Origin of the sequence: Rhizobium sp. CC-YZS058 (genome assembly GCF_034720595.1) — a bacterium.
Taxonomy (GTDB): Bacteria; Pseudomonadota; Alphaproteobacteria; order Rhizobiales; family Rhizobiaceae; genus Ferranicluibacter.
In genome coordinates this window covers 3,197,056-3,223,106 of record NZ_JAYESJ010000001.1, presented here as the reverse complement: position 1 = coordinate 3,223,106, position 26,051 = coordinate 3,197,056, and the positions used below count along the sequence as shown (strand labels likewise).

Below are 26,051 nucleotides of genomic sequence, written 5' to 3'. Positions count from 1 at the left end.
CGTGCCGTCACGGTGTGTCGAGCGGGGCGATCTCATCGGCCGGCGTGTCGCGCAGCACGCGCAGCTCGTACCAGAGGGCGTTCAGCACCCCGACAGTCGCAGCCAGTCCGAGGCCGAGGATCCAGGAAAAATACCACATGGCGGTCTCCTTTCGAGACTTTCTGACCGGCTGGCCTCAATAGGAGGTCGTGCCGGCATCGATGGTTTCAACGGTGACCTTGCCCCAGAGCACCTTGTAGACCCAGGCCGTGTAGGCAAGCACCAGGGGCATGAAGACCAGGGTCGCAAACAGCATGGTGCGCAGCGTCGAAAGGCTCGAGGAGGCGTCGAACACGGCGAGCGAATGGTTCGGATTGGTGCTGGAAGGCAGTAGGATCGGGAACATGGAGATGCCGACGGTGGCGACGATCATGCCGACCGAGAGCAGGCTGGCGAGCATGGTGAGCCCCCCCTGGCGGGCCTTGAAGCCGAGGGCGGCGAGCAGTGCCGCGGCAATGCCGAGACCGGGGACCACCCAGAGCAGCGGCACGGCGGCGAAGTTCGCATGCCAGGCGGCGGGATCGACAGAGACCGTCTTGTAGAGCGGATTGGACGGATCGGCCCAGGCGATCGGCGAGGTCACCGCATAGCCGCCGAGCAGGCCGAAGCGCACGAGGAAGCCGCCGCCGAGGAAGAGCAGCGCCGTCAGCACTGCGGCGGTGGCGCCGAACCGCGCAGCCCGGGCGGCGACGATGCCCTCCGCCTTGAAGGCCAGCCAGGCTGCCCCGTGCATGGCCAGCATGGCGAGCGAGACGAGGCCGCAATAGAGCGCCAGCGGGTTCAACAGGCCGAAGAGGGTGCCTTCGTAGATCGGGCGCAGATCGCTGGTGAAGTGGAAGGGCACGCCCTGCAGCGCATTGCCGATCGCCACGCCGAAGATGAGCGAGGGAACGAGGCCGCCGATGAAGAGCGCGATGTCCCAGCGCTGGCGCCAGGCGGGATCGGGCTTCTTCGAGCGGTACTTGAAGCCGACCGGCCGCAGGATCAGCGCCAGCAGCACGAGGAACATGGCGAGATAGAAGCCCGAGAAGCTCAGCGCATAGAGGGCCGGCCAGGCGGCGAAGATCGCGCCACCGCCGAGGATGAACCAGACCTGGTTGCCTTCCCAGACCGGGCCGACCGTGTTGATCGCCACGCGCCGCTCGGCGTCGGTCTTGGCGACGAAGGGAAGCAGAGCACCGACGCCGAGGTCGAAGCCGTCGGTCATGGCGAAGCCGGCCAGCAGCACCCCGAGAAGGAGCCACCAGATGACCCGCAGCACGGCGTAGTCGAAGAGAAAATCGAACATGATCCTAGTCCTTCAGTGCGTTCATTCGGCCGGCTGGAACTGGCCGGGACGGGGAGAGGTCGGCTCGAAGCGGGGCGTGAAGGTCTTGCCGATCTCCGGGCCCTTGCGGATGGCGGCGAGCATCAGCCGCACCTCGACCACCGCGAGCGCGCCATAGACGAGGGTGAAGAGAGCGATGGTGATCAGGAGATCGGTCACGCCCAGTTCCGAAGTGGCGAGGAAGGTCGGAAGCACGCCTTCGATGATCCAAGGCTGGCGGCCGAATTCGGCCACGAACCAGCCGAGCTCGGCGGCAAGCCAGGGCAGCGGCAGCGCGAAGAGCGCCAGTGTCAGCAGCCAGCGCGGCGCCTGCTGTTCGCGGATCGTATGCCAGAGCGACACGGCGAAGACGACGAGCAGCACGAAGGCCGACAGCACCATCAGGCGGAAGGTGAAGAAGATCGAGGGCACATGCGGCACGGTCGACCAGGCCGCATCCTTGATCTGCGCGTCGTTCGCCTGGCGCGGATCTTCGATGAACTGCTTGAGCAGCAGCGCATAGCCGAGATCCTGCGAGGCGGCCTCGAAGCGCTGGCGGGCTCCCGCATCGGCGCGGTCGACCTTAAGCGTTTCCAGCGCGTCGTAGGCGATCAGGCCGTTGCGAATCCGCCCTTCCGCTTTGGCCACCAGCTCGGTAATGCCCGGGATCTCCCGGTCGAGCGAGCGGGTGCCGATCAGGCCCATCACATAGGGGATATGGATGCCGAAGGCGGTGCTGCGGGCGTCCATGTCCGGCAGGCCGAACAGGGTGAAGGCGGCCGGGGCCGGCTCGGTCTCCCACATCGCCTCCATGGCGGCGAGCTTCATCTTCTGGTTATCGGTGATCGCATAGCCGCTCTCGTCGCCGAGCACGATGACGGAGAGAGCAGAGGCCAGCCCGAAGGCGGCGGCGATGACGAAGGAGCGCCGGGCGAGCGCCACATGGCGGCCCCGCAGCAGATAGAAGGCCGACACCGCCAGCACGAAGGCGGCACCGCAGACATAGCCGGCCGAAACCGTGTGGACGAACTTCGCCTGAGCCACCGGATTGAGCAGCACGGCCATGAAGTCGGTCACCTCCATGCGCATCGTGTCCGGATTGAAGGCCGAGCCGACCGGGTTCTGCATCCAGCCATTGGCGATCAGGATCCAGAGCGCGGAGAAATTGGTGCCGAGCGCCATCAGCCAGGTGACGATCAGATGCGCCCGCGCGGTCAGCTTCTCCCAGCCGAAGAAGAACAGGCCGACGAAGGTGGCCTCCAGGAAGAAGGCCATCAGGCCCTCGATGGCCAGCGGTGCGCCGAAGACGTCGCCGACATAGTGCGAGTAATAGGCCCAGTTCATGCCGAACTGGAACTCCATGGTGATGCCGGTGGCGACACCGAGCGCGAAGTTGATGCCGAACAGCACGCCCCAGAATTTGGTCATGTCGCGCCAGATGGTCCGGCGGGTCATGACGAACACCGTCTCCATCATGGCGATCATGATGGACAGGCCGAGGGTCAGCGGCACGAAGAGGAAGTGGTAAAGAGCCGTCAGCGCGAATTGCAGCCGCGAAAGCTCGACGAGAATGGGATCGATCATGGGTCAACCTTTCCGAAGAATGGCCGAGCGATAGCGCGGTTTTCACAGCCGCATCTTGATCTGGATCAACCCGCCGCCTGCCGCGCCATGCCAGAACGGCGGCATGACACTAAGACGCCTCTTTTCACATCGCCGCCTGCCGGCCGATCCCACCCCTGATACGGGCATGCTGGCGCTTGCCCGCCGCGCAGCCGATCCGCATCTGCGCCTTGTGCTCCGCTCCCAGGTCGGCCGCCTCCTGGCGCGCCTCGCTTTCCTCGGGCTCGGCGCCGCGTTGATTGGCGGTGCCGTAATGGAGGGCTCTTTCGATTTCCGCCTTCTCGCCGCCCTCCTCGCCAGCCTCGCCCTCTCTACGCTCGCCGGTTATCGTGCCGAAGCTGCGGCGCTGCGCGGCGAGGCGGAGGTGGCCGACGCGGTCGGCGCGGCCGCCGAGGCGGTGCTGCAGGCCATGCCGGCCCGCACGGCGCAGGCGATCGGCGCCGGATCGCTGATCGTTTCGCTGCAGCGCCATCCGGAAGCGATCGCCTCCCTCGTGGTCGGCCACCAGGCGGCGCGGCGGATGATGGGTCTCGGTCCGCTGCTCGCTGCCGCCGCCCTTGCCATCGTCTCCTGGCAGGCCTGCGTCCTCGTCCTGCTGCTGACGCCGGTGATGATCGTCTTCTTCGCGCTCGTCGGCGGCCTGATCCGCCAGCGCGCGCAGGCGCAGGAGGCGGAATTCGGTCATCTCGCCGGGCAGTTCGCCGATCGGATCCGCGCCCTGCCGACCATTTTCGCCCACCATGCCCTGCCGCAGGAGTCCGCCAAGCTGGACGCGCGGCTCGACAGTCTCGCCTCCCGCACCATGGACGTGCTGCGGATCGCTTTCCTCAATGCGGCGATCATCGATTTCTTCGCCTCGCTCTCCATCGCCATGCTCGCCGTCTTCCTTGGCCTCGGCCATCTGAAGCTGATGGCGTTGCCGGGCTTTGCAGGGCTTGCCCTGTGGCAGAGCCTGTTCATTCTCATGATCGCGCCGGACTATTTCGCCCCCTTCCGCCGCTTCTCCGAGCAGTATCATGCCAAGGCGGAAGGTGAGGCCGCGGCTGCGGCGCTCGACCGGCTGCTGGCGCCGACATGCGCCGCGCCTCCTGTGCCGCTCGCGCTGTCTGCGATCCGCGCCAGCCTGCCGGCCGCGGGCCTCGTGGTTCTCACGGGCCCGAGCGGCTCCGGCAAAACGACCTTGCTGCGCGGTCTCGCCGGCATCGACGGCGAGGGCGCTCCCCTCAGGCACCACACCCGCTGGATCGGCATGGATTGCCTCGTGCCCGAAGGAACGCTCGGCGAGGCGATCGCCTGGCCCGCGCCGCGGATCGACGCCACGCGCCTGGACGATGTTCTGGCCCGCGTCGGCCTTGCCGGCGACCCCACCATGCCGCTGCATGTGGGGGCGGGTGGCGTCAACCTCTCGGGCGGCCAGCGGCTGCGCCTGTCGATCGCGCGCGCGCTTCTGGCCGATGGCCCGGTTCTGGCCGATGAGCCGACCGCCAAGCTCGATCCGATGACGGCGGCGCTGGTGCGCACGGCGCTGACCCATATGGCGCGCCGCCGCCTCGTCCTCGTCGCCACCCACGACCGCGCGCTGATCGAGGCCGCCGCGCAGCGCATTGCACTCGGCGACAGGCTTGTCCAGGAGGAAGCGGCATGAGGAAGGCGTCCCACCGGACTCTCACTGAACCGACGCGGTCCAGGCATTGGCGGCCCGCTCTGGCTTGCGCGCTGGGAGCACTCCTCTGCGGGCTGCTGCTCGGCGGACTGTCGGCCTGGTTCCTGGGCGCGGTGGCGCTTGCAGGACTGTCGGCGGCGGCGCTGACCTTCAATTTCCATATTCCGGGCGCCCTGGTGCGGCTCTTCGCGATCGGCCGGGTTGCCGCAAAATATGGCGAGCGGCTGTCCGGCCACAGGGCCGCGCTCGAGGACCAGTGCCAGCGGCGGGCGCACCTCTTCTCGGTGCTCGCCGCGCGCCCGTCCGTCCGCCTTGCCGGCTGGCAGCTCGGCCGTCCGCAGGCCCTTGCCGATTATCTCGACGATGTCGAGGATGTCGACTATGCGCGGCTGCGGGCCGGATTGCCGCTCATGACCGCGACACTCGGCCTCGCGCTGCTTGCCGGTGCCACGGCCTGGCTGGCGCCCCTGGCGCTTCCGGCGCTGCTGGCGGGCATCGGCCTCTTCTGGCTCGCTGCCCGTGCCACGCTCCGCCAGGCCGATCCCCTCTGGCGCGGAGTGCAGGACGGGCGCCGGCAGGCGGCCGCCGCGCTTGGCCGCACGCTTGCCGCTCTCGTGCCGCTCAAGGCCGAAGGGGCCTTTCACCAGGAGATGCAGCATGCCTTCGCCACGCTGGCGCAGGCGCGGGCGGCGGGCAAGGCGATCCGGCTCGTCCAGGCGCGGCTCGACCTCCTGGCCGGGCTTGCCGGACCCTTGATGGCCATCCTCGTCTTTCTCGCCGCCTGGCTTGCCGGCGCGCGCGGCGAGGACTTGCTCACACCGCTGTTCCTGTCCTTCTCCTGGCTTGCCTTCGGCGAAACCCTGCAGGGTCTCGCACGAAGCCTTCTCGCCCGGCTGCGCCGCGACCATGCGCAGGCCCGCCTGGCTGAGACCGGCACCGCCGCGCCTGATCCAGCAACCCGGTCCCTCGGGGAGGAGGGTCTGGGGGCGATCGGCGCGGCGGCGATGCAGGCTGTCTCCGCCACCCATCTGACGCGCCGCGCGCCCGATGGCCGGACGATCGGCATGGCCGTCGACCTGAACCTTGTCGCTGGCAGCCCGCTGGTGCTGCGGGGGCCGAGCGGCTGCGGAAAGACCAGCCTGCTGAAGCAGATCGCCGGCTGGCTGGGAGATGACGTGTTGGCCTGCGATCACGGCCGGCTCGGCCCGCTGGCGCGGCGGGCGGCGAGCATGCTCTGCCTGCACGATGCCGCCATCCTTTCCGACAGCCTGCGCGCCAACTGTTTTGCGCCCGGCCGCAGCGATGCCGATCTTTGGGACGCGCTGGCCGCGGTCGAGCTTGAGCCGCGCTTTGCCGAGCACGGGCTCGACGGCTGGATCGCGCAGGAGCAGCTCTCCCTCGGCGAGGCGCAGCGGCTCAACCTCGCCCGTGCGCTGCTTTCCGACCGGCCGATCCTGCTCCTCGACGAGCCGACCGAACATCTCGACGCCGATCAGGCCGAGCGGATCATGGCGCGGCTCATCGCCCGCCTCTCCGATCGCATCCTCGTCCTGTCCAGCCATCGCCCGCTCAAAGGCGCGGCGCTGCGGACCATGACCCTGTGAGACCCTCATGACTGCCATGCCCTCGCACATGCTGCTTTCCACCACCGTGCCGCGCTATACGAGCTATCCCACCGCGCCGCAGTTCCATGCCGGGGTTACGGACGAAACGGTTCTCGGCTGGCTCGATCAGGTGGCGGAAGGCGAGCGGGTCTCGCTCTATCTCCATATTCCCTATTGCGAGCGCCTCTGCTGGTTCTGCGCCTGCCATACCCGCCAGACGTTGCGGTACGGGCCGGTCGCGGCCTATCTGACGGCGCTCAAAGAGGAGATCCGTCTGGTCGGCGCGCGGCTTGTCGGACGGGGCGTCGTCGGCGAGATCCACTGGGGCGGCGGCTCGCCGACCATTCTGACGCCGGAGGACATGCGCGCCCTGCAGGCCTTCACCGCCGAACACTTCACCCTTGCCGAGGACTGCCGGCTAAGCGTCGAGATCGAGCCGACGACGATCGATCCGGCCCGGCTCGACGCGCTCGGCGACATCGGGCTCCGGCGGGCAAGCATCGGCATCCAGGATTTCGACGCCGCCGTGCAAAAGGCGATCAACCGGGAGCAGAGCTTCGAGAGCACCGCCGCCGTGGTCGACGGCCTTCGGGCGCGCGGCGTGCCCTCCATCAATTTCGACCTGATCTACGGCCTGCCGCAGCAGACGCTGGAAAGCCTCGGTGCAACGGTCCGCCAGGCCCTGAGCCTGCGGCCGGAACGGATCGCCCTGTTCGGTTATGCACACGTGCCCTGGTTCAAGAAGCACCAGACCATGATCGACACGGCGAGCCTTCCCGGGCCGGAGGCGCGGCTGGCGCTGGTCGGCGCGGCGGAAACCGCCATCGAAGCGGCGGGTTACATGCCCGTGGGCATCGATCATTTTGCGCTGCCCTGCGACAGCCTGGCCCGCGCTGCGCGGGAGGGCCGGCTCAGCCGCAATTTCCAGGGCTATACGGATGATGGCTGCCGCACGCTGATCGGGCTCGGCGCCTCCTCCGTCAGCCGTTTCGCGCAGGGCTACTGTCAGAATGCTGCCGCTCAGGGTGATTATGCACGGCGGATGGCCGAGGGCCGGCTCGCGACGGTCAAGGGCATTGCGCTGTCCAGCGACGATGAGGTGCGCGGCGCGGTGATCGAACGGCTGATGTGCGACTTCTCCCTCTCGTCGCGCGATCTTCTCCGACGCTTCGGCCGGGCGGCGGAGCCTGTGCTCTCGACGGCGCTGGCGCTGGCGCAGGCTGGCGGCGGGCTGGTGGCGGAGGGCGAAACCTTTCGCGTTGCGGGCGATGCGCGCAAGATGGCGCGGCTGGTGGCGGCCGAGTTCGACGCCTATCGCGCCGGCAGCACCGCCCGCCATTCGCTGGCTGTCTGAAGGGCGGCAGGATGTCCTGCCGTCAGGGATGCATGCGCGCGCCCTTCATCACCTTGTCGACGAGCTTGCGCTCGGCCCGCAGGCCGAGGCCCACGAGCCGCGCCGTTTCCAGTGTGGTCTCGGCAAAGACGGCGCGATTGGCGACATCGTGGCCAGTCGCAAACATCTCCTCCACATAGGCGGCAGCCTGTAGTCCACTGGCGAGGAGCCGCGTGTGAATGGCGCGCAGCGTCTCCTGATCGGCCGACAGCACCATGACCGGCTGGATCATCATCGGGCTGTAGACATGGGCCGCCGCATCCCGATAGGCTTCGCCGATGATCCCCGCATGCGTTGCCACGATCCCGCTGGCAAGAAAGGCGGTGACGTTGAGCTTCTGCCACATGGCAAGGTCGTCGCGCAGGACGATCGCGATCTTGGTGTCGAACATGTCTGCAAACTCCGGTCTGGGTCTTCACGAGGGATCGCAGCTAGCGCGGGTCGCCGCTTCCGGTCTTGAACGTTCGTGCACACCGCAGCGCTTCGGTGATCGCTTGCGGCTGGCGCCGGGGCCGGAGGAGCTCGAGCGGATCGAGGCCCGCTTCCACGGCAACGGCTTCTCGCCGCATCGCCACGATACCTATGCGCTCGGCCTGACGCTGCATGGCGTGCAGACCTTCCGCTATCGGGGCATCGCGCGCTTCAGCCAGCCGGGGCAGGTGATCGTGCTGCATCCGGACGAGCTGCACGACGGCGCGGCCGGAACGGAGGACGGCCTCGTCTACCGGATGATCTATGTGCCGCCGGCGCTGATCGGGGCGGTGGAGGCGCACCGGTCCGCCCTGCCGTTCGCACCCGATCCGGTCGTCAGCGATGACGCGCTGGCCGGGGCGCTGTCCGAGCTTCTGTCGGACCTCGATCATGCGCCTGCCGCGTTGATGATGGATGACGTCATGGTCCGCATTGCCGCCGGTCTTGCCCGTCAGGCCCGCGCGCCGCGGCGGGCGGTCGGGGCGCCGGCGCGGGCGGCAGTGCTGGCCGCCTGCGCCCTGCTTCGGGAGCAGTGTACTGAGACGGTGTCCTCGGAGGCGCTGGAGGCGGCCACCGGGCTCGACCGCTATGATCTCGCCCGGCAGTTCCGCCGGTTGACCGGCACCAGCCCGCACCGCTACCAGATCATGCGGCGGCTGGATCTCGCGCGGCGCGCGCTGCGCGGCGGCCGACCTCTGGCGCTTGCAGCCGCGGAAGCCGGCTTTGCCGACCAGGCGCATCTGACGCGGCATTTCCGCAAGGCCTTCGGCATGACGCCCGGCCACTGGCTGCGGCTGCACCGCGGCTGAGCGGGGACCGTCAGCTCCGCCGCGGCTTGAGGATGAGCGCCATGACGAAAGCGGCGCCGATTGAGCTCGTCACGACGCCGACGGGCAGTTCCTGCGGCGGCAGCAGGGTGCGGGCAAGGAGATCGCTGCCGAGCAGGAGCGCCGCTCCCATCACGGCCGAGGCGACGGCCAGCCGCGCATGCAGCGGACCGGCAAAGGCGCGCGCCACATGCGGAATCATCAAGCCGATGAAGCCGATGACGCCGGCGATGGAAACCAGCAGCGCCGTGGCGAAGCTTGCGACGAGAAAGGTCGTGTTGCGCAGGCGGGTCACCGAGATGCCAAGGCTTTCGGCCGTCTGCTCGCCCGCCAGAAGCGCATCCAGCGCCCGGTGGCGCAGCAGCGCGTAGACAAGCGCCAGCGCAGCCCCGAACAGGCCGATGCCGATGTTCTGCCAAGTGGCGAGGCCCAACCCGCCCATGGTCCAGAACAGGACCGAATGGGCGGCGCGCTGATCGCCGGAAAAGACGAGGTAATTGGTAAGCGCGGTGAAGAGGAACGAGACGGCGAGCCCGGCAAGAACCAGCCGCTCCGGCCCATAGCCCGCCGCCCGGCGAAGAAGGAGCAGCACCACGGCGGTGGCGCACATGCCGCCGCAAAAGGCGGCGATCGGCAGGGTCAGCACGCCGAGCCTGTCGCCGATGCGGGTGATGACCGCCACCGCGCCCGCCGCAGCACCCGCCGACAGGCCGAAGAGAAAGGGATCGGCGAGATCGTTGCGCGTGACGGTCTGCAGCAGAAGGCCAATGACGCCGAGCCCAGCCCCCACCGCAATCGCCAGTATGGCGCGCGGCAGGCGCAGGTCGGTGACGATCCGGTCGATCGGGGTCATCGGCGCGCCATCGCCAAGCCCGAGCAGCTTGCCGATCGCGCCAAGGATGTCGGGGAGCGGAATGACCGTGGAGCCATAGGCGACGCAGGCACAGGCAAGCAGCGCGACCGCGAGAACGGCCGCGCCGATGCCGAGGAAAAAGCGAGCCTGCACGGTCAGAAGGCTTCCGGATGCATGGCACGGGCCATGGCGCCGATCGCGGCGACATTGTCCGGCCCCGGCGTCAGCTGCTCGTAGCGCAGTGCCACGAAGCGCTCGTTCTTCACCGCGTCGGTTTCCTTCATCGCTGGATGGGCCTTCAGGAAGTCGAGCAGCTTCCGGTAGCCGCTGTCGGTCTGGTAATCCAGCAGCACCAGGAATTGCGGGTTGCGCGCCGCCACGGTTTCCCAGTCGGTCGTGCCCCAGCTCGTCTCCATGTCGTCCATGATGTTGCGGCCGCCGGCTGCGGCGATCATCGCGGAAGGAATGGCGAACTTGCCGGCGGTAAACGGCTTGTCCTCGCCGGAATCATAGAGGAAGACGCGCGTGTCGCGATTGGCGCCGACCTTGGCCTCGATCGACGCCAGCTCGGCCTTCCAACCGTCCACCAGCGCCTTGGCCTCGGCCGCTTTGTCGAAGATCGTCCCCAGCCGCTCGATATCGCCGAACAGCAGGTCCATGGAGGCCGGCGGACGGTTCTTGTCGACATGGATGCAGCTCTCGCTGAGAAGCAGCGTCTTGATGCCATAGGGCTTCAGCGTATCCGGCGTCACCTCGCCGCCCGGCTTCAGGCCATAATACCAGCCGGCGAAGAGAAGATCGGGATCGACGGAAAGCAGGTTTTCCATGGTCGCATATTTCGGGGCGATCTCCGGGATCGCGCCCAGCTGCGCCTTGAAGGCGTCATCCAGCTTGTACCAGCCGGAGATGCCGGCGACGCCGACCATCTGCGGCTGAAGCCCGAGCGCGAAGGCCATTTTCGACATGTTGATGTCCTGCACCACCATGCGCTGCGGCGCGTGGTCGAAGGTCAGCGGCGTGCCGCAATTGTCGACGGTGACGGGATAGGCAAGCGCCGGGCCGGCGGCAAGGCTGGCGAGCGTGGCGAGCAGAGCGAAAGAGACGCGCTTCATGAGGGACGGGCTCCGAGATCATGCGGGAAGGGGATGTCGAAAATGGTCAGTTCGCGGTCTTCATGCGGATGGGGCAGGCGCAGGAGATCAATGCCGAACACATCGCGCACCGCGTGGCGCGATAGAGCCTGCTGGGGCGGGCCGCTCGTCACCAGGGTGCCGTCCTTGATGATTGCCACCTTGGTGGCGAAGCCGGGGACGAGATGGAGATCATGCAGTACGGCAATCACCGTCAGGCCGAGATCGGCGACGAGGCCGAGCAGCAGGCCGCGCGCCTGTGGATCGAGATGGTTGGTCGGCTCGTCGAGAAACAAGAGTTGCGGCTGCTGCACGATGGCACGGGCGATCTGGGCCCGCTGGCGCTCGCCGCCGGAGAGCGAGCCCATCTCGCGCCGCGCCAGTGCGGCAAGGCCGCAGCGCGCCAGCGCGTCGTCGATCAGGGTCAGCTCCTCGCGTCGCGGCATGGCGCCGCCATGGGGAATGCGGCCGAGCGCGACATAATCGCCGAGCGCGATGCGCCGATCCGGCTGGTCGGCCTGCCCGACAACGGCGATCCGCCGCGCGCGCTCCGCGGGTTTCAGGGCGGCCAGCGGCTGGCCGAGCAGGCTGATGGCGCCGCTACTCGGACGCAGCATGCCGCAAAGCATGTGCAGCAGCGTCGTCTTGCCGGCGCCGTTCGGGCCGACAATGGCCAGCCGCTCGCCCGGTTCGATCGACAGCGTGACGTCGCGCAACAGGCTGCGGCCAAAGGGGGCGCGATAGCCGAGGCCCTCGGCGGACAGGATTGCCGGCCGGGATGCTGGGGTCATGAACGCCTCCCCAAAACTGGCCGGTTCGCCATCGTCAGGGCAAGCATGGCCGGTCGGCGGGGCAGACGCCGCGGAGGGGTGGAGCGGGAGAGATAAGGGCACATGTCATCCTTCGTCCGTTTGGGATGCGAAGGATGAGACAGGCCGGCACGCAATCGCGCGCAGCCACGGCTCAACGCTTCCCGAAACACCCCGTTCGGTTGTTACGTCAGATGACGGCAGGTCTCCTGGCTTGCGGGTCGAAGGCGATGCCGGCCTTCCCGGTCTCGCGACCAGTGGCATGTTCGGCAGAACCTCACCGCATACAGTTGCGGGGGCAGCCACGGCTTCGGCCCCATTCGGGTTGTCCTCACCGTGTTCCCTATTAATCCCTCCGGCTTGGCCTCGGGAACCGTCTCGTGCAGTTAGGGCCGCGATGGCAGCTCTGTCAAGACGCGCGGCCACGACTGCCGGTTGCTGGTGCGAGGTCATGGTCAGGCTGCCTGCTGGTCCCAGCTGCGGAAGGGGTCGGGCAGGGCGCGCCAGCGTTCGGGGGTGAAGCGGTCGGCCTCGATCAGGCAGTCATCCAGCGCGCGGCGGATCCAGGCCTCGTCCATCGGCTCTGCGCCGATGAAGACGATCTCCTGGCGGCGGTCGCCCCAGACCGGATCGAGAAAGGGGGCCATCATGGCGCGGAAGCCCGGATCGTCCGGCCAGCGCGTTTTGGGCACCGCGCTCCACCAGAGCCCGCGCTTGGCCGTGCGGACAAAGGCGCCGGCCTGGCTCAGCTCGCCCACATGCTGCGGCCGGGTGGCCAGCCAGAAAAAGCCCTTGGCGCGCACCACGCCCGGCCAGCTGCGATCGATGAAGGCTTGGAAACGTTGGGGATCGAAGGGGCGACGGGCGCGGTAGACGAAAGAGCGGATCCCGTATTCCTCGGTTTCCGGCACGTGATCCTTGAAGCCGTGCAGCTCCTTGAACCAGAGCGGGTGCGTTTCCGCTTTGGCAAAGTCGAAGCGGCCGGTGCCGAGGATTTCAGCGAGCGGCACCTGGCCGAAATCGGCCTCGATCAGCCGGGCATCCGGGTTGAGCCCGGCAATGATCGTGCGGGCGGCGGCACGCTCTTGCGCGCTGGCACTGCTGACCTTGTTCAGCACCACAACATCGGCGAATTCGATCTGTTCGACCAGCAGATCCACCAGGGTCCGTCCGTCCCCATCGCCGGCTGTCTCGCCCCGGTCGGCCAGGAAGTCCGTCGAGGCATAGTCGCGCAGCAGGTTGGCGGCATCGACCACGGTCACCATCGTATCCAGCCGCGCGACATCGGACAGGCTGCGCCCGTCTTCGTCGCGGAAGTCGAAGGTGGTGGCCACGGGCAGCGGCTCTGCGATGCCGGTCGATTCGATCAGCAGATAATCGAAGCGGCCCTGTTCGGCGAGCAGGCGCACCTCGCGCAGAAGATCGTCGCGCAGCGTGCAGCAGATGCAGCCATTGGTCATCTCGACCAGCTGTTCCTCGGTCCGCGAAAGATTGGCGCCGCCATCGCGCACCAGGGCGGCATCGATATTGACCTCGCTCATGTCGTTGACGATCAGCGCCACGCGCAGACCCTCGCGGTTGGCGAGCACGTGATTGAGCAGTGTCGTCTTGCCAGCGCCAAGAAAGCCGGACAACACGGTGACGGGAAGCGTCTTCACGGAGCAGCTCCTGCATTAAGTGAAATGTTATACCGTTACGTTTGCATGGAACGGGGTGGGTTTGTCAACAGGCCGCGAGTCCCTTCTCTGGTCCACACTGTCGCAGGACCGCCGAACCGAGGTCGCCCGCAGCCCTCAATAGGAGCCGGCAAATCTGTCAGAAGACAGGACCGCGGCTGCGAACCGCGCCGTGGTGACCGATCAGGAGAGGAGGCGCGCGCCATGAAAGCCATGCTGTACGAGCAGTTCGGGGTATCTCCGGAAATCGTCACCGTGGACGATCCGACGCCGAGCGAGGAGGGCGTGGTCATCGCCGTCGGCGCGACCGGTCTTTGCCGCAGCGATTGGCATGGCTGGATGGGGCATGATCCGGATATCCGCCTGCCGCATGTGCCGGGCCATGAATTTGCCGGCCGCATCGTCGCCACCGGGCGGCGGGTCACGCGCTTCAAGGCGGGCGACCGAGTCACCGTTCCCTTCGTCTCCGGCTGCGGCCGGTGCAGCGAGTGCCGCTCCGGCAACCAGCAGGTCTGCCCCAGCCAGTTCCAGCCGGGCTTTACCCATTGGGGCTCTTTCGCCGACTATGTGGCGATCGATTTTGCCGAGACCAATCTCGTCGCGCTGCCGGACACGATCGACGATGCCACGGCGGCAAGCCTTGGCTGCCGCTTCGCCACCTCGTTCCGCGCGGTGGTGGACCAGGCTCGCACCAGGCCGGGCGACTGGGTGGCGGTGCATGGCTGCGGCGGCGTGGGCCTTTCTGCCGTCATGATCGCCGCCGCGCTCGGTGCGCAGGTGGTGGCCGTCGACATCGTCGACGACAAGCTGGATTTCGCCAGGCGCTGCGGGGCGGTGGCCACGGTCAACGCGGCGCACGTGCCGGACGTGGTGGCGGCCATCCGCGATATCACCAGCGGTGGCGCCCATGTCTCCATCGATGCGCTCGGCCATCCCACCACCTGCTTCCATTCGATCAGCAACCTGCGCCGGCGCGGCCGGCATGTGCAGGTGGGCCTCATGCTCGGCGCCCACGCGACGCCGCAAATTCCAATGGCGCAGGTGATCGGGCACGAGCTCGAAATCTACGGCAGCCATGGCATGCAGGCCTGGCGCTACGAGGCGATGCTGGCCATGATCGAGGCTGGCAAGATCGCGCCGCAGAAGCTGATCGGCCGCCATGTCGGCCTGGAAGAAGCCGTGCCGCTCCTGACAGGCATGGACGCCTCCCGCGACCTTGGCATCACCGTCATCGACCGGTTCTAGACCGATACAAAAGCCATGTTGTCAGACAACCTGACGGATGGCAGTGTCTGCAGGGCAGGGTCCGACCGCTGCTATTTGCGCACCAGGCTGAAGGTGAAGTAGCTGCCGCGGTGGTAGTCGATCGCGTAGATCACCGGCAGGCCGGCAGCACTAAAGCAGGTCTCTGTGATCAGCAGCGCGGGGCCGAAGTCGCGCAGGTCGTTGCGCGCCACCACCTCGTCCGGCAGCATGACGGCCTTGACCGAGGCGGCCGACATGCGCGGGCGCTGCTTGTGCTCGTCGAGCAGCGCCAGGAGCGAACCGCTCCAGTCGATATCGTAGAGTCGCGCCGGGATCAGGCTGCGCGGCACATAATCGAGGCAGTACATGATCGGCGTGTCGCCCTCGAGCCGCAACCGCTCGATCCGGATGACCCGCTCGCCGGGCTGCAGGTGAAGCTGGCGGGCGATGATCTCGTCCGGCGCTTCCTCGGCAATCGAAAGAACCTTGTTTTTCGGCTGGTAGCCATATTGGCGCGCCATGTCTGTGACGCTTTCGAAGACGGTGATCGGCCGATCCACATGCACGGCCGACATGGCGGAGATGAAGCGTCCGCGTCCGTGCTCGACAGTGATCACCCCGTCCTGTTCCAGCAGTTTCAGAGCCTCGCGCAGCGCCGGACGGGAGATCTTGAAACGGGCGGTCAGCTGCGCTTCGGTCGGCAGCTTGTCGCCCGGGCCAAGGCCTTCATCGCGGATCAGATCGGCGATGCGGTCGCGAAGCTGGATGACCAGGGTGCGCGTGTCGCGAAGGGGCTCGTCCAAAACTGACCTCGGCCGGGTGTGAGAGTTCTGCTGTCTTGTCTGACAAATCTGCAAAGGTCAAGCAGGCCCCATCCCCGTGCGCTGCGTCCGCCTTCACCATGGAGATCAGCCGCTCGCCTCGATGGCAATCACCGCTTCCCTGGCTTGACACGGAACGGCAGTGATGTCAGTTGTCTTACAACATTGCCGGGGCGGAGATGTCGCGGCAGCTCATGACAAGGGAGAGCTTCATGCTGAATTTCGACGAAGATCGGTTCCTGCGCATCCAGTCGGGCGCGAGCGGCTTTGCGGCCCGTTTCGATGCGGTGATCGGCGAATGCCTGGCTGCCGGCGCGGACAATGTCTTCTTTCTCGGCACCGGCGGCGCGGCCATTCTCATGCAGCCGGCCCACCAGCTCCTCCAGCGCCGGTCGCGCTTCCCGTCCTTCATCGATCTGACCGCCGAACTCGTCATCACCGGCTCGGCCAATCTGACCGCGAAGTCCATCGTCGTCATGCCGTCGCTTTCCGGCACCACCAAGGAAAGCGTCGCCCTGCTCGCCAAGGTCAAGGAGATCGGTGCGACCGTCATCACCCTGGTCGGCCATGAGGAAACGCCGCTCGGCAAGGGCGGCACCCATGTCTTCGTCAATTTTGCCGAAGACGACACGTCCTGCGAATCCTTCTATCTGCAGTCGCTCTACATCGCGCTGTCGATCATGAAGCACCGCGGCGAACTGGCCGAGTATTCCCGCATCGTCGGCGAATTGCAGGGGCTGCCGAAGCTGCTGCTCGAGGTCAAGCGCGCCTATGAGGACAAGGCGGAAGCCTTCGCCCGCATCCTCGCCGGCTCCGACTATCACATCATCACCGGCGCCGGGAATGTCTGGCCGGAGGCCTTCTATTACGGCATGTGCATCCTGGAAGAAATGCAGTGGATCCGCACCCGCCCGGTCCACGCTTCCGATTTCTTCCACGGTACGCTGGAACTGGTGGAGAAGGGCGTCAGCGTCATTCTCTTCAAGGGCGAGGACGAGGCCCGGCCGCTTGCCGAACGCATCGAAACCTTCGCGCCGAGCTACACCGACAAGCTGACCGTGCTCGACACTGCCGATTTCGCGCTTCCGGGCATTTCGGCCGATGTGCGCGGGCTGATCTCGCCGATCCTGCTGGCCACCGTGCTCGAGCGCATCAGCGCCCATCTGGAAGTCATGCGCAACCATCCGCTCACCACGCGCCGCTACTACAAGAAGGTTGCCTACTGAGCCCGCACCGGCGCATGCTGCGCCCCACCCTTCGCCTCGGCTGAGGGGCTTCCCAAACAGGCCGCAGATGCCCGACCGGCATGTGCGGCCTTGCCATATCCATCGTCAGGCTGAGGTTCCATGTCCCGTCTCCGCTTCGCCGTCGTCGGCGACAATTGCGTCGATCGCTTCAAGTCGCCCGTCAATCAATCGTTGATCGGCGGCAATGCCGTCAATGTCGCGGTCCAGCTTGCCGCGCTCGGCCACGAGGCCTTCTATTTCGGGGCCGTCGGCGCAGATGCGGATGGGCGACGCACGCGGGAGATCCTGGTCGCAAATGGCGTCCGCACCGACCATCTCAGCATTCTGCCGGGCGAAACCGCCTATACCGACATCGAAAGCACCCCGTCGGGCGATCGCGTCTTCGCCTATGAATCCTTCGGCGTCTGCGCCGATTATCGACCCGACGCCGAGGCGCTCGCGGTGCTGGCCTCCATGGACCATGTCCATCTCGGCTGGATTCGCGATCGCGGCCTTGTGCGCCGGGCCATGGCAGCGGCGGGCACGTCGGTGTCCCAGGATCTTTCTGTCAACAACGATCCCGTTCATCTGGGTGTCGAGGGCCTGCGGATTGCCTTCGCCTCGGCCGGGGAGGACCGCGCGGCAGCCGAGCGGATGCTGGCCGATCTTCTTTCGAAGGGCGCAGCACTCGCCGTCGTCACGCGCGGGGGCGACGGCTCGACCGCCAGCGACGGCAGCGCTGTTGCGGACGTTGGCATCCGCCCTGTGACGGTGGTTGACACGACGGGGGCGGGCGACAGCTTCATCGCCGGCTTCCTCGGCACCTTTCTCGCCGGTGGCGACCTGTCGCTCAGCCTGCAGGCCGGCCGGGATTGCGCCGCCCGAACCTGCGAACATGTCGGCGGCTTTCCCCAGACTCCAGGCCGGCTCGAAGAGTAAACGGGGCGGACCTCGAAGACCGCATCCGGCGAGCGGGTTGCCGGACTGGCTCTTCCGTCCCCGTTCCCGCTTCGCCGGACAGCGCGTCAGTGCAGGATCTGGCTCAGAAAGAGGCGGGTGCGGTCGTGCTGGGGGTTGTCGAAGAAGGCGGCGGGCGGAGCCTGTTCCAGCACGCGGCCCTGATCCATGAAGATCACGCGGTCGGCCACCTGGCGGGCAAACCCCATCTCATGCGTCACGCAGATCATGGTCATGCCTTCGTCGGCCAGGCTGACCATGGTGTCCAGAACCTCTTTGACCATTTCCGGGTCGAGTGCCGAGGTCGGCTCGTCGAACAGCATGACCTTCGGGTTCATGCAGAGCGCGCGGGCGATCGCCACGCGCTGCTGCTGGCCGCCAGAAAGCTGGCCCGGATATTTCGTCGCCTGCTCGGGAATCCGCACGCGCTCCAGGAAGTGCATGGCGATCTCGTTGGCCCTGGTCCTGCTCATCTTGCGCACCCAGATCGGCGCGAGCGTGCAGTTTTCCAGAATGGTCAGATGCGGGAACAGGTTGAAGTGCTGGAACACCATCCCGACCTCGCGGCGCACCTCGTCGATCTTCTTCAGATCATCGGTCAGCTCGATGCCATCGACGATGATCGAGCCCTTCTGATGCTCTTCGAGCCGGTTGATGCAGCGGATCAGCGTCGATTTTCCCGAGCCCGACGGTCCGCAGATGACGATCCGCTCCTTGCGCGCGATGTCGAGGGTGATGTCGTTCAGCGCATGGTAGCTGCCATACCACTTGTTGACGCCCAAAAGGCGGATTCCGGGGGGTGTTTCGGGGGACATGACAATCTCCGTCTATTTCAGGACCAGCCAGCCTGACAGGATGATGATGGCGGCGCCGGCCAGCGTATGGCTTTCCACCGGCGCGCCGAAGAACAGGGCGCCGTAGAGGCAGCCCCACAGGATCTGGCTGTATTGGAAGGGAGCGACCACCGAGGCATCGCCGAGCCGGAAGGCGCGGACGAGCAGCATATGGCCGGTGAAGAGCAGAAGCCCGGCGAGGGACGCGAGGCCTGCCAGGCCCATGGTCACGGCCATGAAGGCGCCGGCGGCGAGCGCGGTGGCGAGCGACAGCAGGGTCAGGACCACGAGCACGCTCGCGACGAGCGCGAGATCGGATTCCCCTGCCTTCGTGCGGCGCAGAAGCACCAGCGACAGGGCAAAGAGGAGGGCGGAGCCGAGTGCCGCCGCGTGGCCGAAGGTCAGCGCCGTTTCTCCCGGCTTCAGCGCTACGATGACGCCGGCAAACCCGGCGATGACGCCGAGCCAGGCCAGACGCGACAGGCGCTCGTGGAGAAAGAGGGCGGCAAGGAGCGCAACCAGAACCGGGGTCAGGAAGGCGAGAACATAGGCATCGGCGAGCGGCAGGGCGCTGAAGGCATAGTAGATCAGCAGCGTATCGCCGGCCAGAAGGACCGCCCGCAGGACGGCGAGCCCAGGATGGCGCGGCCAGAGCGCGCGCGCCCGCCCGGTTGCGGCCGCCGCAAGGATGACGAGGAGGAGCGCGACCAAGGTGATCATCGCCGTGACCTGCGGCACCGGCAGGCTCTCCGTCAGCCGCTTGACCAGCGCATCCGTTCCGGAAAAGGCGGAGAAGGCGAGAGGCACCAGAAGCGCGGCGCGCAGATTGGCGCGCGCCGGCTGCAGGGCAAGATCAGCGGGCATTGAAGCGGCCGAAATGGGCTTCGATGCGCGACTGCAGCATTTCGAGCCCGATCGAGAGGATCCAGTAGATCATCGAGGCGGTGATCAGCATCTCGATATGGCGGAACTCTGTCTGGCCCTGGGTGCGGGCGAGATACATGATCTCCCACACGCCGACGACGGAGACGAGCGAGGAATCCTTCAGCATGGCGATGAACTGGTTGCCGGTCGGCGGCACGATGACCCGCATCGCCTGCGGCAGGATCACGAGGAACATCGTCTGGTTCGGGCTGAGGCCGAGCGCGGTGGCGCCTTCCGTCTGGCCGCGCGGAATGCTCTCGATCCCGGCGCGGAAAATCTCAGTCATGTAGGCGCCGTAGCACAGCGACAGCGCGAGAATGCCGGCCGGCACGGCGCTGATCACATAGCCCACCTGCGGCAGGCCGAGATAGATGATGTAGATCTGCATCAGCAGCGGCAGGCCGCGAAACAGCGAGGTGTAGAAGGTGGCGAGACCGTAGACGGCGCCGTTCTTCGACAGCTTCGCGATAGCGCCAGCCAGCGCGATCAGCGTGGCGATCGCAATCGAGATCGCCGAGATATAGAGCGTCGTGACCACGCCCTGCGAGATCATGAAGCCGATCTTGCGGGCGATGAAGGCGAAGGAGAGATCGAAGGAATAGAAGAACAGCATCAGGAGCGCAAAGAGCTCGACCCAGATGGCGACGATCTGCATCCGCCGTGGCAGGAGCTGCAGCAGCCGCCAGTTGATCGCCAGCACGAGCGCGATGCTTATCGCCGACAGCGCCCGGCCAAGCTGCTTGTTTTCCTTCAGCCAGTCGGCCAGCGATGGGACGAGCTTGCCCATCCAGGTGGCGCTGATGCCCATGGCATAGAGCGCGGCCGCCACCAGCAGCAGGACCAGAAGGCCGCCGAGCCGCTTTGCGGCGACGGGATAAGAGAGGATCAAGCGTCCGATCATGGGTCTTTCCTTGCCGCTCAGGCAGCGCGCTCGCGCCACCAGTCCTGGGCCTGCAGTTTCCAATAGGTGAGCTGGGCCGTGGCGAGCCCCGCATAGCCGCCGGCCCAGACGAGCCCGAACGGCTTGAACAGGCGGTAGCGATCGGACTGCCCGAGCAGCGCCTCGGCCACCAGCTTGCCGCCGATCGCCGTGGTATTCAGCCCATGGCCGCCAAAGGCGGTGCAGTGCCAGACGCCCGGCTGCATTTCGCCGATCTGGGGCATGAGGTGGCGGGCATAGGACATCAGGCCCGACCAGGCGAGCTCGGTCTTGAGCGGCTTCAGCTGCGGATAGGTGGTGGTCATCTCGCGGCGGAGTTCGCGGGCAAGCGCTGCCGGCGAGGCGGCGCGCGTGGTGATGCGCCCGCCCCAGAGGATGCGCTCTCCGTTTTCCACGAGGCGGTAATAGTCGCCGGCACGGCGGTTGTCGCCGATCGCGTCGCGCGTCGCGATCGCGGTGCGGATCAGCTCGGGCGCCGGCTCGGTCAGCATCACATAGGTGGCGATCGGCAGGAAGGCGCGCTTGAGCTTGCCGACGAGGGAGCCGGTGTAGCCGCCGGTGGTAAAGACCACGCGCCGCGCCTTGACCAGGCCGTTCGCCGTGTGCGCCTGCTTTTCCGCGCCGTCGAGCGCGCAGCGGGTAACGGCCGATCCTTCGAAGATCTGTCCGCCCAGCCGCTCGATCTCGGCGGCGACGGCACGCAGATAGTTGAGCGGATGCATGTGAAAGGCGTTGGGGTCGCGCAGCGCCTGGAAGTAGCGGTCCGTCTTGAGATGGCTGCGCACCGCGTCCTTGCCGAGAAATTCCAGCGTGTAGTCATAATCGCGGCGCATGGCGTCGGCATAGGTCTTCAGGCTGTCGCCGCCGTCCTGGCGGAGCACGCTCATGATGCCGGGCTGCACATGCGCATCGGCGATGCCGAGCGTGCGGATCGTCTCGCGCACGAAATCGACGCCTTCGATCGACAAGAGATGCAGGGCGCGGGCATTGTCGGGCCCTGCCGCGCGGGCGATCGCCTCGCTCCCGGTGGCGAAGCCGGGGCTGACAAACCCGCCATTGCGGCCGGATGCGCCGAAGCCGACGCTCTCCGCCTCCAGCACGACAACGGAAACGCCGGCGCGGGCAAGCTGCAGCGCGGTCGTCAAGCCGGCAAGCCCGCCGCCGACGATCAGCGTGTCGCACTCCAGAGTGCCGGCAAGCGCCGGACGCGTCTTCGCATCGGCCATGGTGCGGCGGTAATAGGTATCGGGATAGCGCATGGGATGCTCGCAAGGGCTGCGGAAGAGGAAAGATGCGGACTGGCCAGAGCGGTGCGTTCGCCATCGTGTGAGCGAAAGCGGCGGCCGCACGCGCGCTGCGGCAGAAGACGCCACGCGCGCGAAAGGGGAGGCAGCGAGGCTGCCTCCCGCCGGGTCCTTAGTCGGCGCTGTAGTCCTTGCCGTACCACTTGGTGGTCAGGCTGGCGAGCGTGCCGTCCTTTTTCATCTCGGCGATGATGCCGCCGACCTTGGCGGTCCATTCCGGATCGACCTTTTCGCCGATCACGACCAGCGGCTCGCGGAAGGCATAGCCATCATCGAGGATGCGCAGCGGATAGCCGTTCTTGATCGCGTTCTTGGCCGTCTGCTCCGGCGCGATCACCGCGTCGAGGCGCACGCCATCGCCGAGGCGAAGGTCGTCGAAGGGCAGCATGGAATCGGCGAAGGTGCGGATCTCGCCCGGCTCGAGCTTGTATTCGACCGGCGGCACGCCCGGCGCATCGATTTCCAGCTGATGGCGGACGAAATCTTCGGAGGTGGTGGCGGTTTCGACGCCGATCACCTTGCCCTTGAGGTCGGCGACGGTCTTGGCCGTGCTGTCCTTGTGCACCACGTAGACATAGGGGCTATAGTAGTAGACGCCGGCGAAATCGATCACCTGGGCGCGCGCCTTGGTCGGCGTTACCGAGCCGACGCCGAGGTCGTAACGACCCTGCCAGCGGCCGCCGGTGAGCGTTGCCCAGTCGGGGGTCTGGAAGCTGACCTCGACGCCGAGGCGCTTGGCGATCTCGCGCGAGACGTCGATGTCGAAGCCGACCATCTCATTGTTGTCGTCCAGGAAGCTCTGGGGCGGCCAGCTGCTGTTGGTGGCGACGACCATCGCCTTGTTTTCCATCACGCGGTCGAGCGTTTCGCCGGCAAAGGCGGTGTCGGCAGCGGCGAGCATGGCAAGGCCGGCCAGAAGTGGCGTCAAGAGCTTCATCAGGGTTCTCCCATTTGTTCCCGGTGACATTTTGTAAGATGTCTGACAACAGTTATCGAGAGTTTCAAGCGCGTGTCAATGATGCATCGGGCGCGATTCATGCCGTCTGTGGATGACCGGATGTGAATTTTTCACAATCGCATCCGCGAGATGAGGGTGCGGTGCAAGAGAAGCTCACAGACCCCAAGTCTGCGGGAACGGGTACGGCAACTTGTCAGTCAGCCTATGCGGAAAAGCCGATGGAGCGCGCAGCTAGCGCCGGGGCAGGACCAGCGATGGGCCATCCGCCTTCAAGGCGTCGATCGAGGCGACGCCCATCAGGGCGAGGCTGATCGAGATCTCGCGGGTCAGGATGGCGATGATGTCGGCGACGCCGCGCTCGCCGGCGCCGGCCAGGCCGTAGGCATAGGCTCGGCCGAGCATGACGCCATCCGCCCCGAGGCCGATCGCCTTGACGATATCGGTGCCGCGGCGAATGCCGCCATCGAGCAGCAGGCAAAAGCCCGGGCCGACCGCGGCGCGAATGCCGGGCAGGGCGCGGATGGTGCTGGTTGCCCCATCCAGCTGCCGGCCGCCGTGGTTGGAGATCACCACGCCGTCGCAGCCGAGATCGCGGGCCCGCACCGCATCCTCGCGCGAGAGCACGCCCTTGACGATCAGCTTGCCCTGCCAGCGCGCGCGCAGCCAGGCGATGTCCGTCCAGGATAGTGTCTTGTCGATGCGGCGGGAGAGATTGGCCGCCTGCTCCAGCGCGCCACGTCCGAAATCGGGACGATGCTCGATCGCCCGCACTGAAGGGTGCCCGCTCCGCGCCATGTCGAGCAGCCAATGGGGACTGAGGAGAAAACGGGCGAGGAGGGCGGGCGTCAGCCGGGTCAGGGAGCGAAACCCGTTGCGCACATCGCGCTCGCGAATGCCGGTAATGGCCGTATCGACCGTCACGAACAGCGTGTCGACCGCGGCAGCCCGCGCGGCCGCCAGGAACTCTTCGGTCAACTCCCGGTCATCGAGCACGTAGAGCTGGAAGTGCAGCGGACCGGCGGTCTCGGCCCGCAGATCGGCGAGCGAGGCGATCGAGAAGGTCGACAGGCAGAGCGGAATCCCGGCCGCATGGGCGGCCCGTGCCGCCTTCGCCTCGCCGTGCCCGGAATAGAGCCCCAGGAAGCCGACCGGGCCGAGCATGAAGGGCAGGGCCTGCCGCACGCCGAGAAAGTCGGTCGACAGGTCCTGCGGTTTCGGCTCGACCAGCACGGTCTGCTTCAGCTCGTAACCGGCGAAATCCGTGCGGTTCGCCTGCATGGTCTGCTCGTCGAAGGAGCCGCCATCGATATAGTCGAAGAAGATCTTCGGCAGGCGGCGGCGGGCGAGGCGGCGGTAATCCTCGACATTGATCAGATGCATGTCAGCCTCGGTTGGGGTCGATCGCGTCGAAGAAGCGGGTCATCAGGTCCTCGCCGTCAACCGGCTCGCTGCCGGCCATGACGGCAGTCGAAAAGGCGATCAGCGAGGAGGTGGGCGTGTGGGAGGCAGCGCCCGCACGCAGGTTCATCACCAGGGTCGGGCAGAGGAACAGCGCCAGCCGCACCACCCGCCGCCAATCTTCCGGCAGAAGACCGCGGTCCTTCAGGCTGGCGAGCAGGGGCCGCCAGAGGCCGTCCGCCTTGGCGGCCAGCAGATCGCGGCGGACCGGGCTGAGGCCATGGTTGGTCGTCACGCGCAGAATGTCACCGTCGAGCGCCGCCTCGGCCAAGAACCGGTCGCTCGCCAGCGTGGGATCATAGAGCCAGAGCGGATGGGCCAGGATGTTGTGGAAGGTGGTCTTCACCTCGGCCAGCAAGCTCGGCACATGGTCGCCGGCAAAGGCGGGATCGAAGAAGGCAAGCCGCGCCGCTTCGCCCCGGCGCTCGTACCACACATTGGCGTTGTGGGCATCGCCATGGGCGGTCACGCCGCCGGCATCCGCTATCATGGTGGGGGCAAGGCGGGCCTTCGCCGCCTCGAACAGAGCGCCGATGCTGTCGCGGTAGAGGATGCCGTTCACGCAGAGGCGCAGGGCGGAAAAGCGGTCCCAATCGAGCGTCAGCCCCGGAAAGGCAAAGCTCTGGCCGACATAGAATCGCGACAGCCGCCCACCCGGGAAGCTGCCGGCCGGCGAATCGATCAGGCGCTCGAAGAACAGCCGGTGGATCGGCTCGGCCGCCACCTCGGCCGGAGAGACCGGGTGCAGCGTCTCCTGGTAGACCCGCAGCACCTCGGCATTCAGCGCCTTTTCCGCAGCCACCGCGCGCGCGCGTTCCTCCGGCTCGTCTGCGAGATCCAGCGCCCGCAGGACATCGGAAAAGCGCGGATCGCTGCGGCGGCGATAGACGAGGATCTGCTCGCCCGGGAGCACCGACATCAAAACCGGCTGGTCGACCGGCAGGCCAGCCCGGGCAAGCAGGTCGGCGCGGTAATATTCGCCGCTCATCGCCTCCTCGCCCTCCTCCTGGTGAAACTTGAAGAAGAAGGCGCCGTCGTCCGTTTCGAAGAAGCCGTTCAGCGAATTCAGGCTGTACTGGTCGTGATTGATCGCCAGTCCGCGCGGGCGGATGGAGAACAGATCGGCGAGAAGGGCGGACAGCATCGCCTCGGCGCCCTTGCTGTCTCCCTCCCGGGCGACCTTTCGGATTTCGGCCGTGCGGCTCACGGATGCGGTCATTCTCGGTCTCGTTTCATTTGGCGCCGTGCAGATAGCGGCTGCCGAGCACATAGCGGCTGCCGAGCACATAGCGGCTGCCGACATAGGTCAGCGTGTTGACAGTGGCGATGATCGGGCCGGACCAGGTCTTGCGGTGGAGAACGAGGCAGCTGTCCCCGCTGCGCATCTGCAGCAGCGCCGCCTGTTCCGGCCCGGCCGGCATGGCGCTGATCAGGTGCTCCACTTCGGTCAGCGGCGTGGCGTTCTGCAGATAGTCGTAGGTGGTCATCCGGGTGAAATCCTGCTCCAGATAGAAGGAGACAAGCGCCGGATTGACGAAACGTTCTTCCAGCTGCACCGGCACGTCGTTCTCGAAATGCAGCACGACCGAATGGTCGACCGGGCGCACCGTGTCGAATTCGAAGGCGATCAGCAGTTCGGGCGCCGGGGTCTCGATCCGCTCCAGCGCCACCACCTCGGCACGGAAGCGACTGCCCCGAGCCTTGACCTCGGTGGCGATGTTGCTGATCTCGATCAGCGTCGATTGCGGGCGCGGCGGCGCGACGAAGGTGCCGACCCCCTGGATGCGGCGCAGATGGCCCTCCGAGGTCAGTTCCCGCAGCGCGCGGTTGACCGTCATGCGCGAGACGCCCAAGGTGAGAACCAGGTCGTTTTCCGAGGGCAGGCGCGTGTTGCGGCCCCATTTGCCGCTGCCGATATTGCCCAGCACGAAGTCCTTCACCTTCTCGTAGAGCGGCGAGGCGGAATTCGGGAGCGTCTCCATGGTGCTTGT

Annotated in this window: 24 protein-coding genes and 1 riboswitch; of the genes, 7 read left to right on the top strand and 17 right to left on the bottom strand. The window is 66.8% G+C overall.

Annotated features, from left to right (window positions below; all coding sequences use genetic code 11):
* Window positions 1–7 precede the first annotated feature (7 nt).
* From cydX to U8330_RS15435, 3 genes are read right to left on the bottom strand one after another with little or no spacing between them, the layout of a single operon-like run.
* Window positions 8–139 carry a cytochrome bd-I oxidase subunit CydX gene (gene cydX, locus U8330_RS15445; RefSeq protein WP_323106139.1) on the bottom strand — a complete coding sequence of 44 codons (132 nt, stop codon included), beginning with the start codon at window positions 137–139 and terminating at the stop codon, window positions 8–10.
* Window positions 140–175: 36 nt separating this feature from the next.
* Entirely contained in the window at window positions 176–1,327 is a 1,152-nt protein-coding gene (cydB, locus tag U8330_RS15440; protein WP_416236866.1) for a cytochrome d ubiquinol oxidase subunit II, read from the bottom strand.
* Between the two features lie 21 nt (window positions 1,328–1,348).
* Window positions 1,349–2,929 carry a cytochrome ubiquinol oxidase subunit I gene (locus U8330_RS15435; protein WP_323106138.1) on the bottom strand — a complete coding sequence of 527 codons (1,581 nt, stop codon included), beginning with the start codon at window positions 2,927–2,929 and terminating at the stop codon, window positions 1,349–1,351.
* 103 nt (window positions 2,930–3,032) lie between these two features.
* On the opposite strand from U8330_RS15435, the gene U8330_RS15430 reads away from it, so the two are divergent.
* From U8330_RS15430 to hemN, 3 genes are read left to right on the top strand one after another with little or no spacing between them, the layout of a single operon-like run.
* Window positions 3,033–4,613 carry an ATP-binding cassette domain-containing protein gene (locus tag U8330_RS15430; RefSeq protein WP_323106137.1) on the top strand — a complete coding sequence of 527 codons (1,581 nt, stop codon included), beginning with the start codon at window positions 3,033–3,035 and terminating at the stop codon, window positions 4,611–4,613.
* Entirely contained in the window at window positions 4,610–6,235 is a 1,626-nt protein-coding gene (locus tag U8330_RS15425) for an ATP-binding cassette domain-containing protein (RefSeq protein WP_323106136.1), read from the top strand. Before U8330_RS15430 ends, U8330_RS15425 begins: the two co-directional genes overlap by 4 nt.
* Before the next feature lie 7 nt (window positions 6,236–6,242).
* Window positions 6,243–7,589 (top strand): oxygen-independent coproporphyrinogen III oxidase, encoded by a 1,347-nt coding sequence (hemN, locus tag U8330_RS15420; protein WP_323106135.1) that lies wholly within the window; start codon window positions 6,243–6,245, stop codon window positions 7,587–7,589.
* A 22-nt stretch (window positions 7,590–7,611) separates the two neighbouring features.
* Here hemN and U8330_RS15415 read toward each other — a convergent pair whose 3' ends face one another.
* The gene (locus U8330_RS15415; RefSeq protein WP_323106134.1) at window positions 7,612–8,019 is read right to left on the bottom strand and encodes a DUF2000 family protein; all 408 of its coding nucleotides are present in this window, start codon (window positions 8,017–8,019) and stop codon (window positions 7,612–7,614) included.
* Between U8330_RS15415 and U8330_RS15410 the strand changes: the two genes are divergently transcribed.
* Window positions 8,018–8,908: an AraC family transcriptional regulator gene (locus U8330_RS15410; RefSeq protein WP_323106133.1), complete on the top strand. Its 891-nt coding sequence runs from the start codon at window positions 8,018–8,020 to the stop codon at window positions 8,906–8,908. The two genes, U8330_RS15415 and U8330_RS15410, sit on opposite strands and share 2 nt — an antisense overlap.
* A 10-nt stretch (window positions 8,909–8,918) precedes the next feature.
* Here U8330_RS15410 and U8330_RS15405 read toward each other — a convergent pair whose 3' ends face one another.
* The 4 genes from U8330_RS15405 to zigA all read right to left on the bottom strand — a co-directional run bounded on the left by U8330_RS15405 (window position 8,919) and on the right by zigA (window position 13,376).
* On the bottom strand, window positions 8,919–9,938 hold the full coding sequence (locus tag U8330_RS15405) for a FecCD family ABC transporter permease (protein WP_416236928.1): 1,020 nt from the start codon (window positions 9,936–9,938) through the stop codon (window positions 8,919–8,921).
* The gene (locus U8330_RS15400; RefSeq protein ID WP_323106131.1) at window positions 9,935–10,891 is read right to left on the bottom strand and encodes an ABC transporter substrate-binding protein; all 957 of its coding nucleotides are present in this window, start codon (window positions 10,889–10,891) and stop codon (window positions 9,935–9,937) included. The genes U8330_RS15405 and U8330_RS15400 overlap by 4 nt, the downstream gene beginning before the upstream one ends.
* Window positions 10,888–11,700 (bottom strand): ABC transporter ATP-binding protein, encoded by an 813-nt coding sequence (locus U8330_RS15395; protein WP_323106130.1) that lies wholly within the window; start codon window positions 11,698–11,700, stop codon window positions 10,888–10,890. Before U8330_RS15395 ends, U8330_RS15400 begins: the two co-directional genes overlap by 4 nt.
* Before the next feature lie 199 nt (window positions 11,701–11,899).
* Window positions 11,900–12,111: riboswitch (cobalamin riboswitch) on the bottom strand.
* A gap of 62 nt (window positions 12,112–12,173) precedes the next feature.
* A complete protein-coding gene (zigA, locus tag U8330_RS15390) occupies window positions 12,174–13,376 on the bottom strand; it encodes a zinc metallochaperone GTPase ZigA (RefSeq protein WP_323106129.1) in 1,203 nt (400 codons plus the stop codon).
* Between the two features lie 222 nt (window positions 13,377–13,598).
* On the opposite strand from zigA, the gene U8330_RS15385 reads away from it, so the two are divergent.
* Window positions 13,599–14,639 (top strand): zinc-dependent alcohol dehydrogenase family protein, encoded by a 1,041-nt coding sequence (locus tag U8330_RS15385; protein ID WP_323106128.1) that lies wholly within the window; start codon window positions 13,599–13,601, stop codon window positions 14,637–14,639.
* Window positions 14,640–14,710: 71 nt separating this feature from the next.
* On the opposite strand, the gene U8330_RS15380 is transcribed toward U8330_RS15385, so the two are convergent.
* Complete coding sequence (locus U8330_RS15380; protein WP_323106127.1) at window positions 14,711–15,442, bottom strand: GntR family transcriptional regulator; 732 nt, start codon at window positions 15,440–15,442, stop codon at window positions 14,711–14,713.
* A gap of 230 nt (window positions 15,443–15,672) precedes the next feature.
* Here U8330_RS15380 and U8330_RS15375 point away from each other — a divergent pair, with 230 nt between their 5' ends.
* Both U8330_RS15375 and U8330_RS15370 read left to right on the top strand, forming a co-directional pair.
* Window positions 15,673–16,686, top strand: coding sequence for an SIS domain-containing protein (locus tag U8330_RS15375; RefSeq protein ID WP_323106126.1), 1,014 nt, complete (start codon window positions 15,673–15,675; stop codon window positions 16,684–16,686).
* A gap of 120 nt (window positions 16,687–16,806) precedes the next feature.
* Complete coding sequence (locus U8330_RS15370; protein WP_323106125.1) at window positions 16,807–17,625, top strand: PfkB family carbohydrate kinase; 819 nt, start codon at window positions 16,807–16,809, stop codon at window positions 17,623–17,625.
* 86 nt (window positions 17,626–17,711) lie between these two features.
* Here the strand turns inward: U8330_RS15370 and U8330_RS15365 are convergent, their stop codons facing one another.
* The 8 genes from U8330_RS15365 to hutC all read right to left on the bottom strand — a co-directional run bounded on the left by U8330_RS15365 (window position 17,712) and on the right by hutC (window position 26,042).
* Window positions 17,712–18,458: an amino acid ABC transporter ATP-binding protein gene (locus U8330_RS15365; protein ID WP_323106124.1), complete on the bottom strand. Its 747-nt coding sequence runs from the start codon at window positions 18,456–18,458 to the stop codon at window positions 17,712–17,714.
* A 12-nt stretch (window positions 18,459–18,470) separates the two neighbouring features.
* The gene (locus tag U8330_RS15360) at window positions 18,471–19,340 is read right to left on the bottom strand and encodes a DMT family transporter (protein ID WP_323106123.1); all 870 of its coding nucleotides are present in this window, start codon (window positions 19,338–19,340) and stop codon (window positions 18,471–18,473) included.
* Complete coding sequence (locus tag U8330_RS15355) at window positions 19,330–20,301, bottom strand: amino acid ABC transporter permease (RefSeq protein WP_323106122.1); 972 nt, start codon at window positions 20,299–20,301, stop codon at window positions 19,330–19,332. Before U8330_RS15355 ends, U8330_RS15360 begins: the two co-directional genes overlap by 11 nt.
* A gap of 17 nt (window positions 20,302–20,318) precedes the next feature.
* Window positions 20,319–21,599, bottom strand: coding sequence for an FAD-binding oxidoreductase (locus U8330_RS15350; protein ID WP_323106121.1), 1,281 nt, complete (start codon window positions 21,597–21,599; stop codon window positions 20,319–20,321).
* A 157-nt stretch (window positions 21,600–21,756) separates the two neighbouring features.
* Window positions 21,757–22,581: a transporter substrate-binding domain-containing protein gene (locus U8330_RS15345; protein ID WP_416236865.1), complete on the bottom strand. Its 825-nt coding sequence runs from the start codon at window positions 22,579–22,581 to the stop codon at window positions 21,757–21,759.
* A 252-nt stretch (window positions 22,582–22,833) separates the two neighbouring features.
* On the bottom strand, window positions 22,834–23,982 hold the full coding sequence (locus tag U8330_RS15340) for an alpha-hydroxy acid oxidase (RefSeq protein WP_323106120.1): 1,149 nt from the start codon (window positions 23,980–23,982) through the stop codon (window positions 22,834–22,836).
* 1 nt (window position 23,983) lies between these two features.
* The gene (locus U8330_RS15335; RefSeq protein WP_323107314.1) at window positions 23,984–25,204 is read right to left on the bottom strand and encodes a hypothetical protein; all 1,221 of its coding nucleotides are present in this window, start codon (window positions 25,202–25,204) and stop codon (window positions 23,984–23,986) included.
* Between the two features lie 88 nt (window positions 25,205–25,292).
* A complete protein-coding gene (gene hutC / locus U8330_RS15330; protein ID WP_323106119.1) occupies window positions 25,293–26,042 on the bottom strand; it encodes a histidine utilization repressor in 750 nt (249 codons plus the stop codon).
* Window positions 26,043–26,051 lie beyond the last annotated feature (9 nt).

What these genes read in the sequence shown, in the direction of transcription:
- U8330_RS15370 (WP_323106125.1), top strand. Translation starts at nt 16,807, where the DNA reads ATGTCCCGTCTCCGCTTCGCCGTCGTCGGCGACAATTGCGTCGATCGC.
- cydX (WP_323106139.1), bottom strand. Translation starts at nt 139, where the DNA reads ATGTGGTATTTTTCCTGGATCCTCGGCCTCGGACTGGCTGCGACTGTC.
- U8330_RS15425 (WP_323106136.1), top strand. Translation starts at nt 4,610, where the DNA reads ATGAGGAAGGCGTCCCACCGGACTCTCACTGAACCGACGCGGTCCAGG.
- hemN (WP_323106135.1), top strand. Translation starts at nt 6,243, where the DNA reads ATGACTGCCATGCCCTCGCACATGCTGCTTTCCACCACCGTGCCGCGC.
- U8330_RS15400 (WP_323106131.1), bottom strand. Translation starts at nt 10,891, where the DNA reads ATGAAGCGCGTCTCTTTCGCTCTGCTCGCCACGCTCGCCAGCCTTGCC.
- U8330_RS15350 (WP_323106121.1), bottom strand. Translation starts at nt 21,599, where the DNA reads ATGCGCTATCCCGATACCTATTACCGCCGCACCATGGCCGATGCGAAG.
- U8330_RS15415 (WP_323106134.1), bottom strand. Translation starts at nt 8,019, where the DNA reads ATGTTCGACACCAAGATCGCGATCGTCCTGCGCGACGACCTTGCCATG.
- U8330_RS15355 (WP_323106122.1), bottom strand. Translation starts at nt 20,301, where the DNA reads ATGATCGGACGCTTGATCCTCTCTTATCCCGTCGCCGCAAAGCGGCTC.
- hutC (WP_323106119.1), bottom strand. Translation starts at nt 26,042, where the DNA reads ATGGAGACGCTCCCGAATTCCGCCTCGCCGCTCTACGAGAAGGTGAAG.
- U8330_RS15335 (WP_323107314.1), bottom strand. Translation starts at nt 25,204, where the DNA reads ATGCTGTCCGCCCTTCTCGCCGATCTGTTCTCCATCCGCCCGCGCGGA.
- U8330_RS15395 (WP_323106130.1), bottom strand. Translation starts at nt 11,700, where the DNA reads ATGACCCCAGCATCCCGGCCGGCAATCCTGTCCGCCGAGGGCCTCGGC.
- U8330_RS15365 (WP_323106124.1), bottom strand. Translation starts at nt 18,458, where the DNA reads ATGTCCCCCGAAACACCCCCCGGAATCCGCCTTTTGGGCGTCAACAAG.
- U8330_RS15430 (WP_323106137.1), top strand. Translation starts at nt 3,033, where the DNA reads ATGACACTAAGACGCCTCTTTTCACATCGCCGCCTGCCGGCCGATCCC.
- U8330_RS15340 (WP_323106120.1), bottom strand. Translation starts at nt 23,982, where the DNA reads ATGCATCTGATCAATGTCGAGGATTACCGCCGCCTCGCCCGCCGCCGC.
- U8330_RS15410 (WP_323106133.1), top strand. Translation starts at nt 8,018, where the DNA reads ATGTCTGCAAACTCCGGTCTGGGTCTTCACGAGGGATCGCAGCTAGCG.
- U8330_RS15360 (WP_323106123.1), bottom strand. Translation starts at nt 19,340, where the DNA reads ATGCCCGCTGATCTTGCCCTGCAGCCGGCGCGCGCCAATCTGCGCGCC.
- cydB (WP_416236866.1), bottom strand. Translation starts at nt 1,327, where the DNA reads ATGTTCGATTTTCTCTTCGACTACGCCGTGCTGCGGGTCATCTGGTGG.
- U8330_RS15435 (WP_323106138.1), bottom strand. Translation starts at nt 2,929, where the DNA reads ATGATCGATCCCATTCTCGTCGAGCTTTCGCGGCTGCAATTCGCGCTG.
- U8330_RS15385 (WP_323106128.1), top strand. Translation starts at nt 13,599, where the DNA reads ATGAAAGCCATGCTGTACGAGCAGTTCGGGGTATCTCCGGAAATCGTC.
- U8330_RS15345 (WP_416236865.1), bottom strand. Translation starts at nt 22,581, where the DNA reads ATGAAGCTCTTGACGCCACTTCTGGCCGGCCTTGCCATGCTCGCCGCT.
- U8330_RS15375 (WP_323106126.1), top strand. Translation starts at nt 15,673, where the DNA reads ATGCTGAATTTCGACGAAGATCGGTTCCTGCGCATCCAGTCGGGCGCG.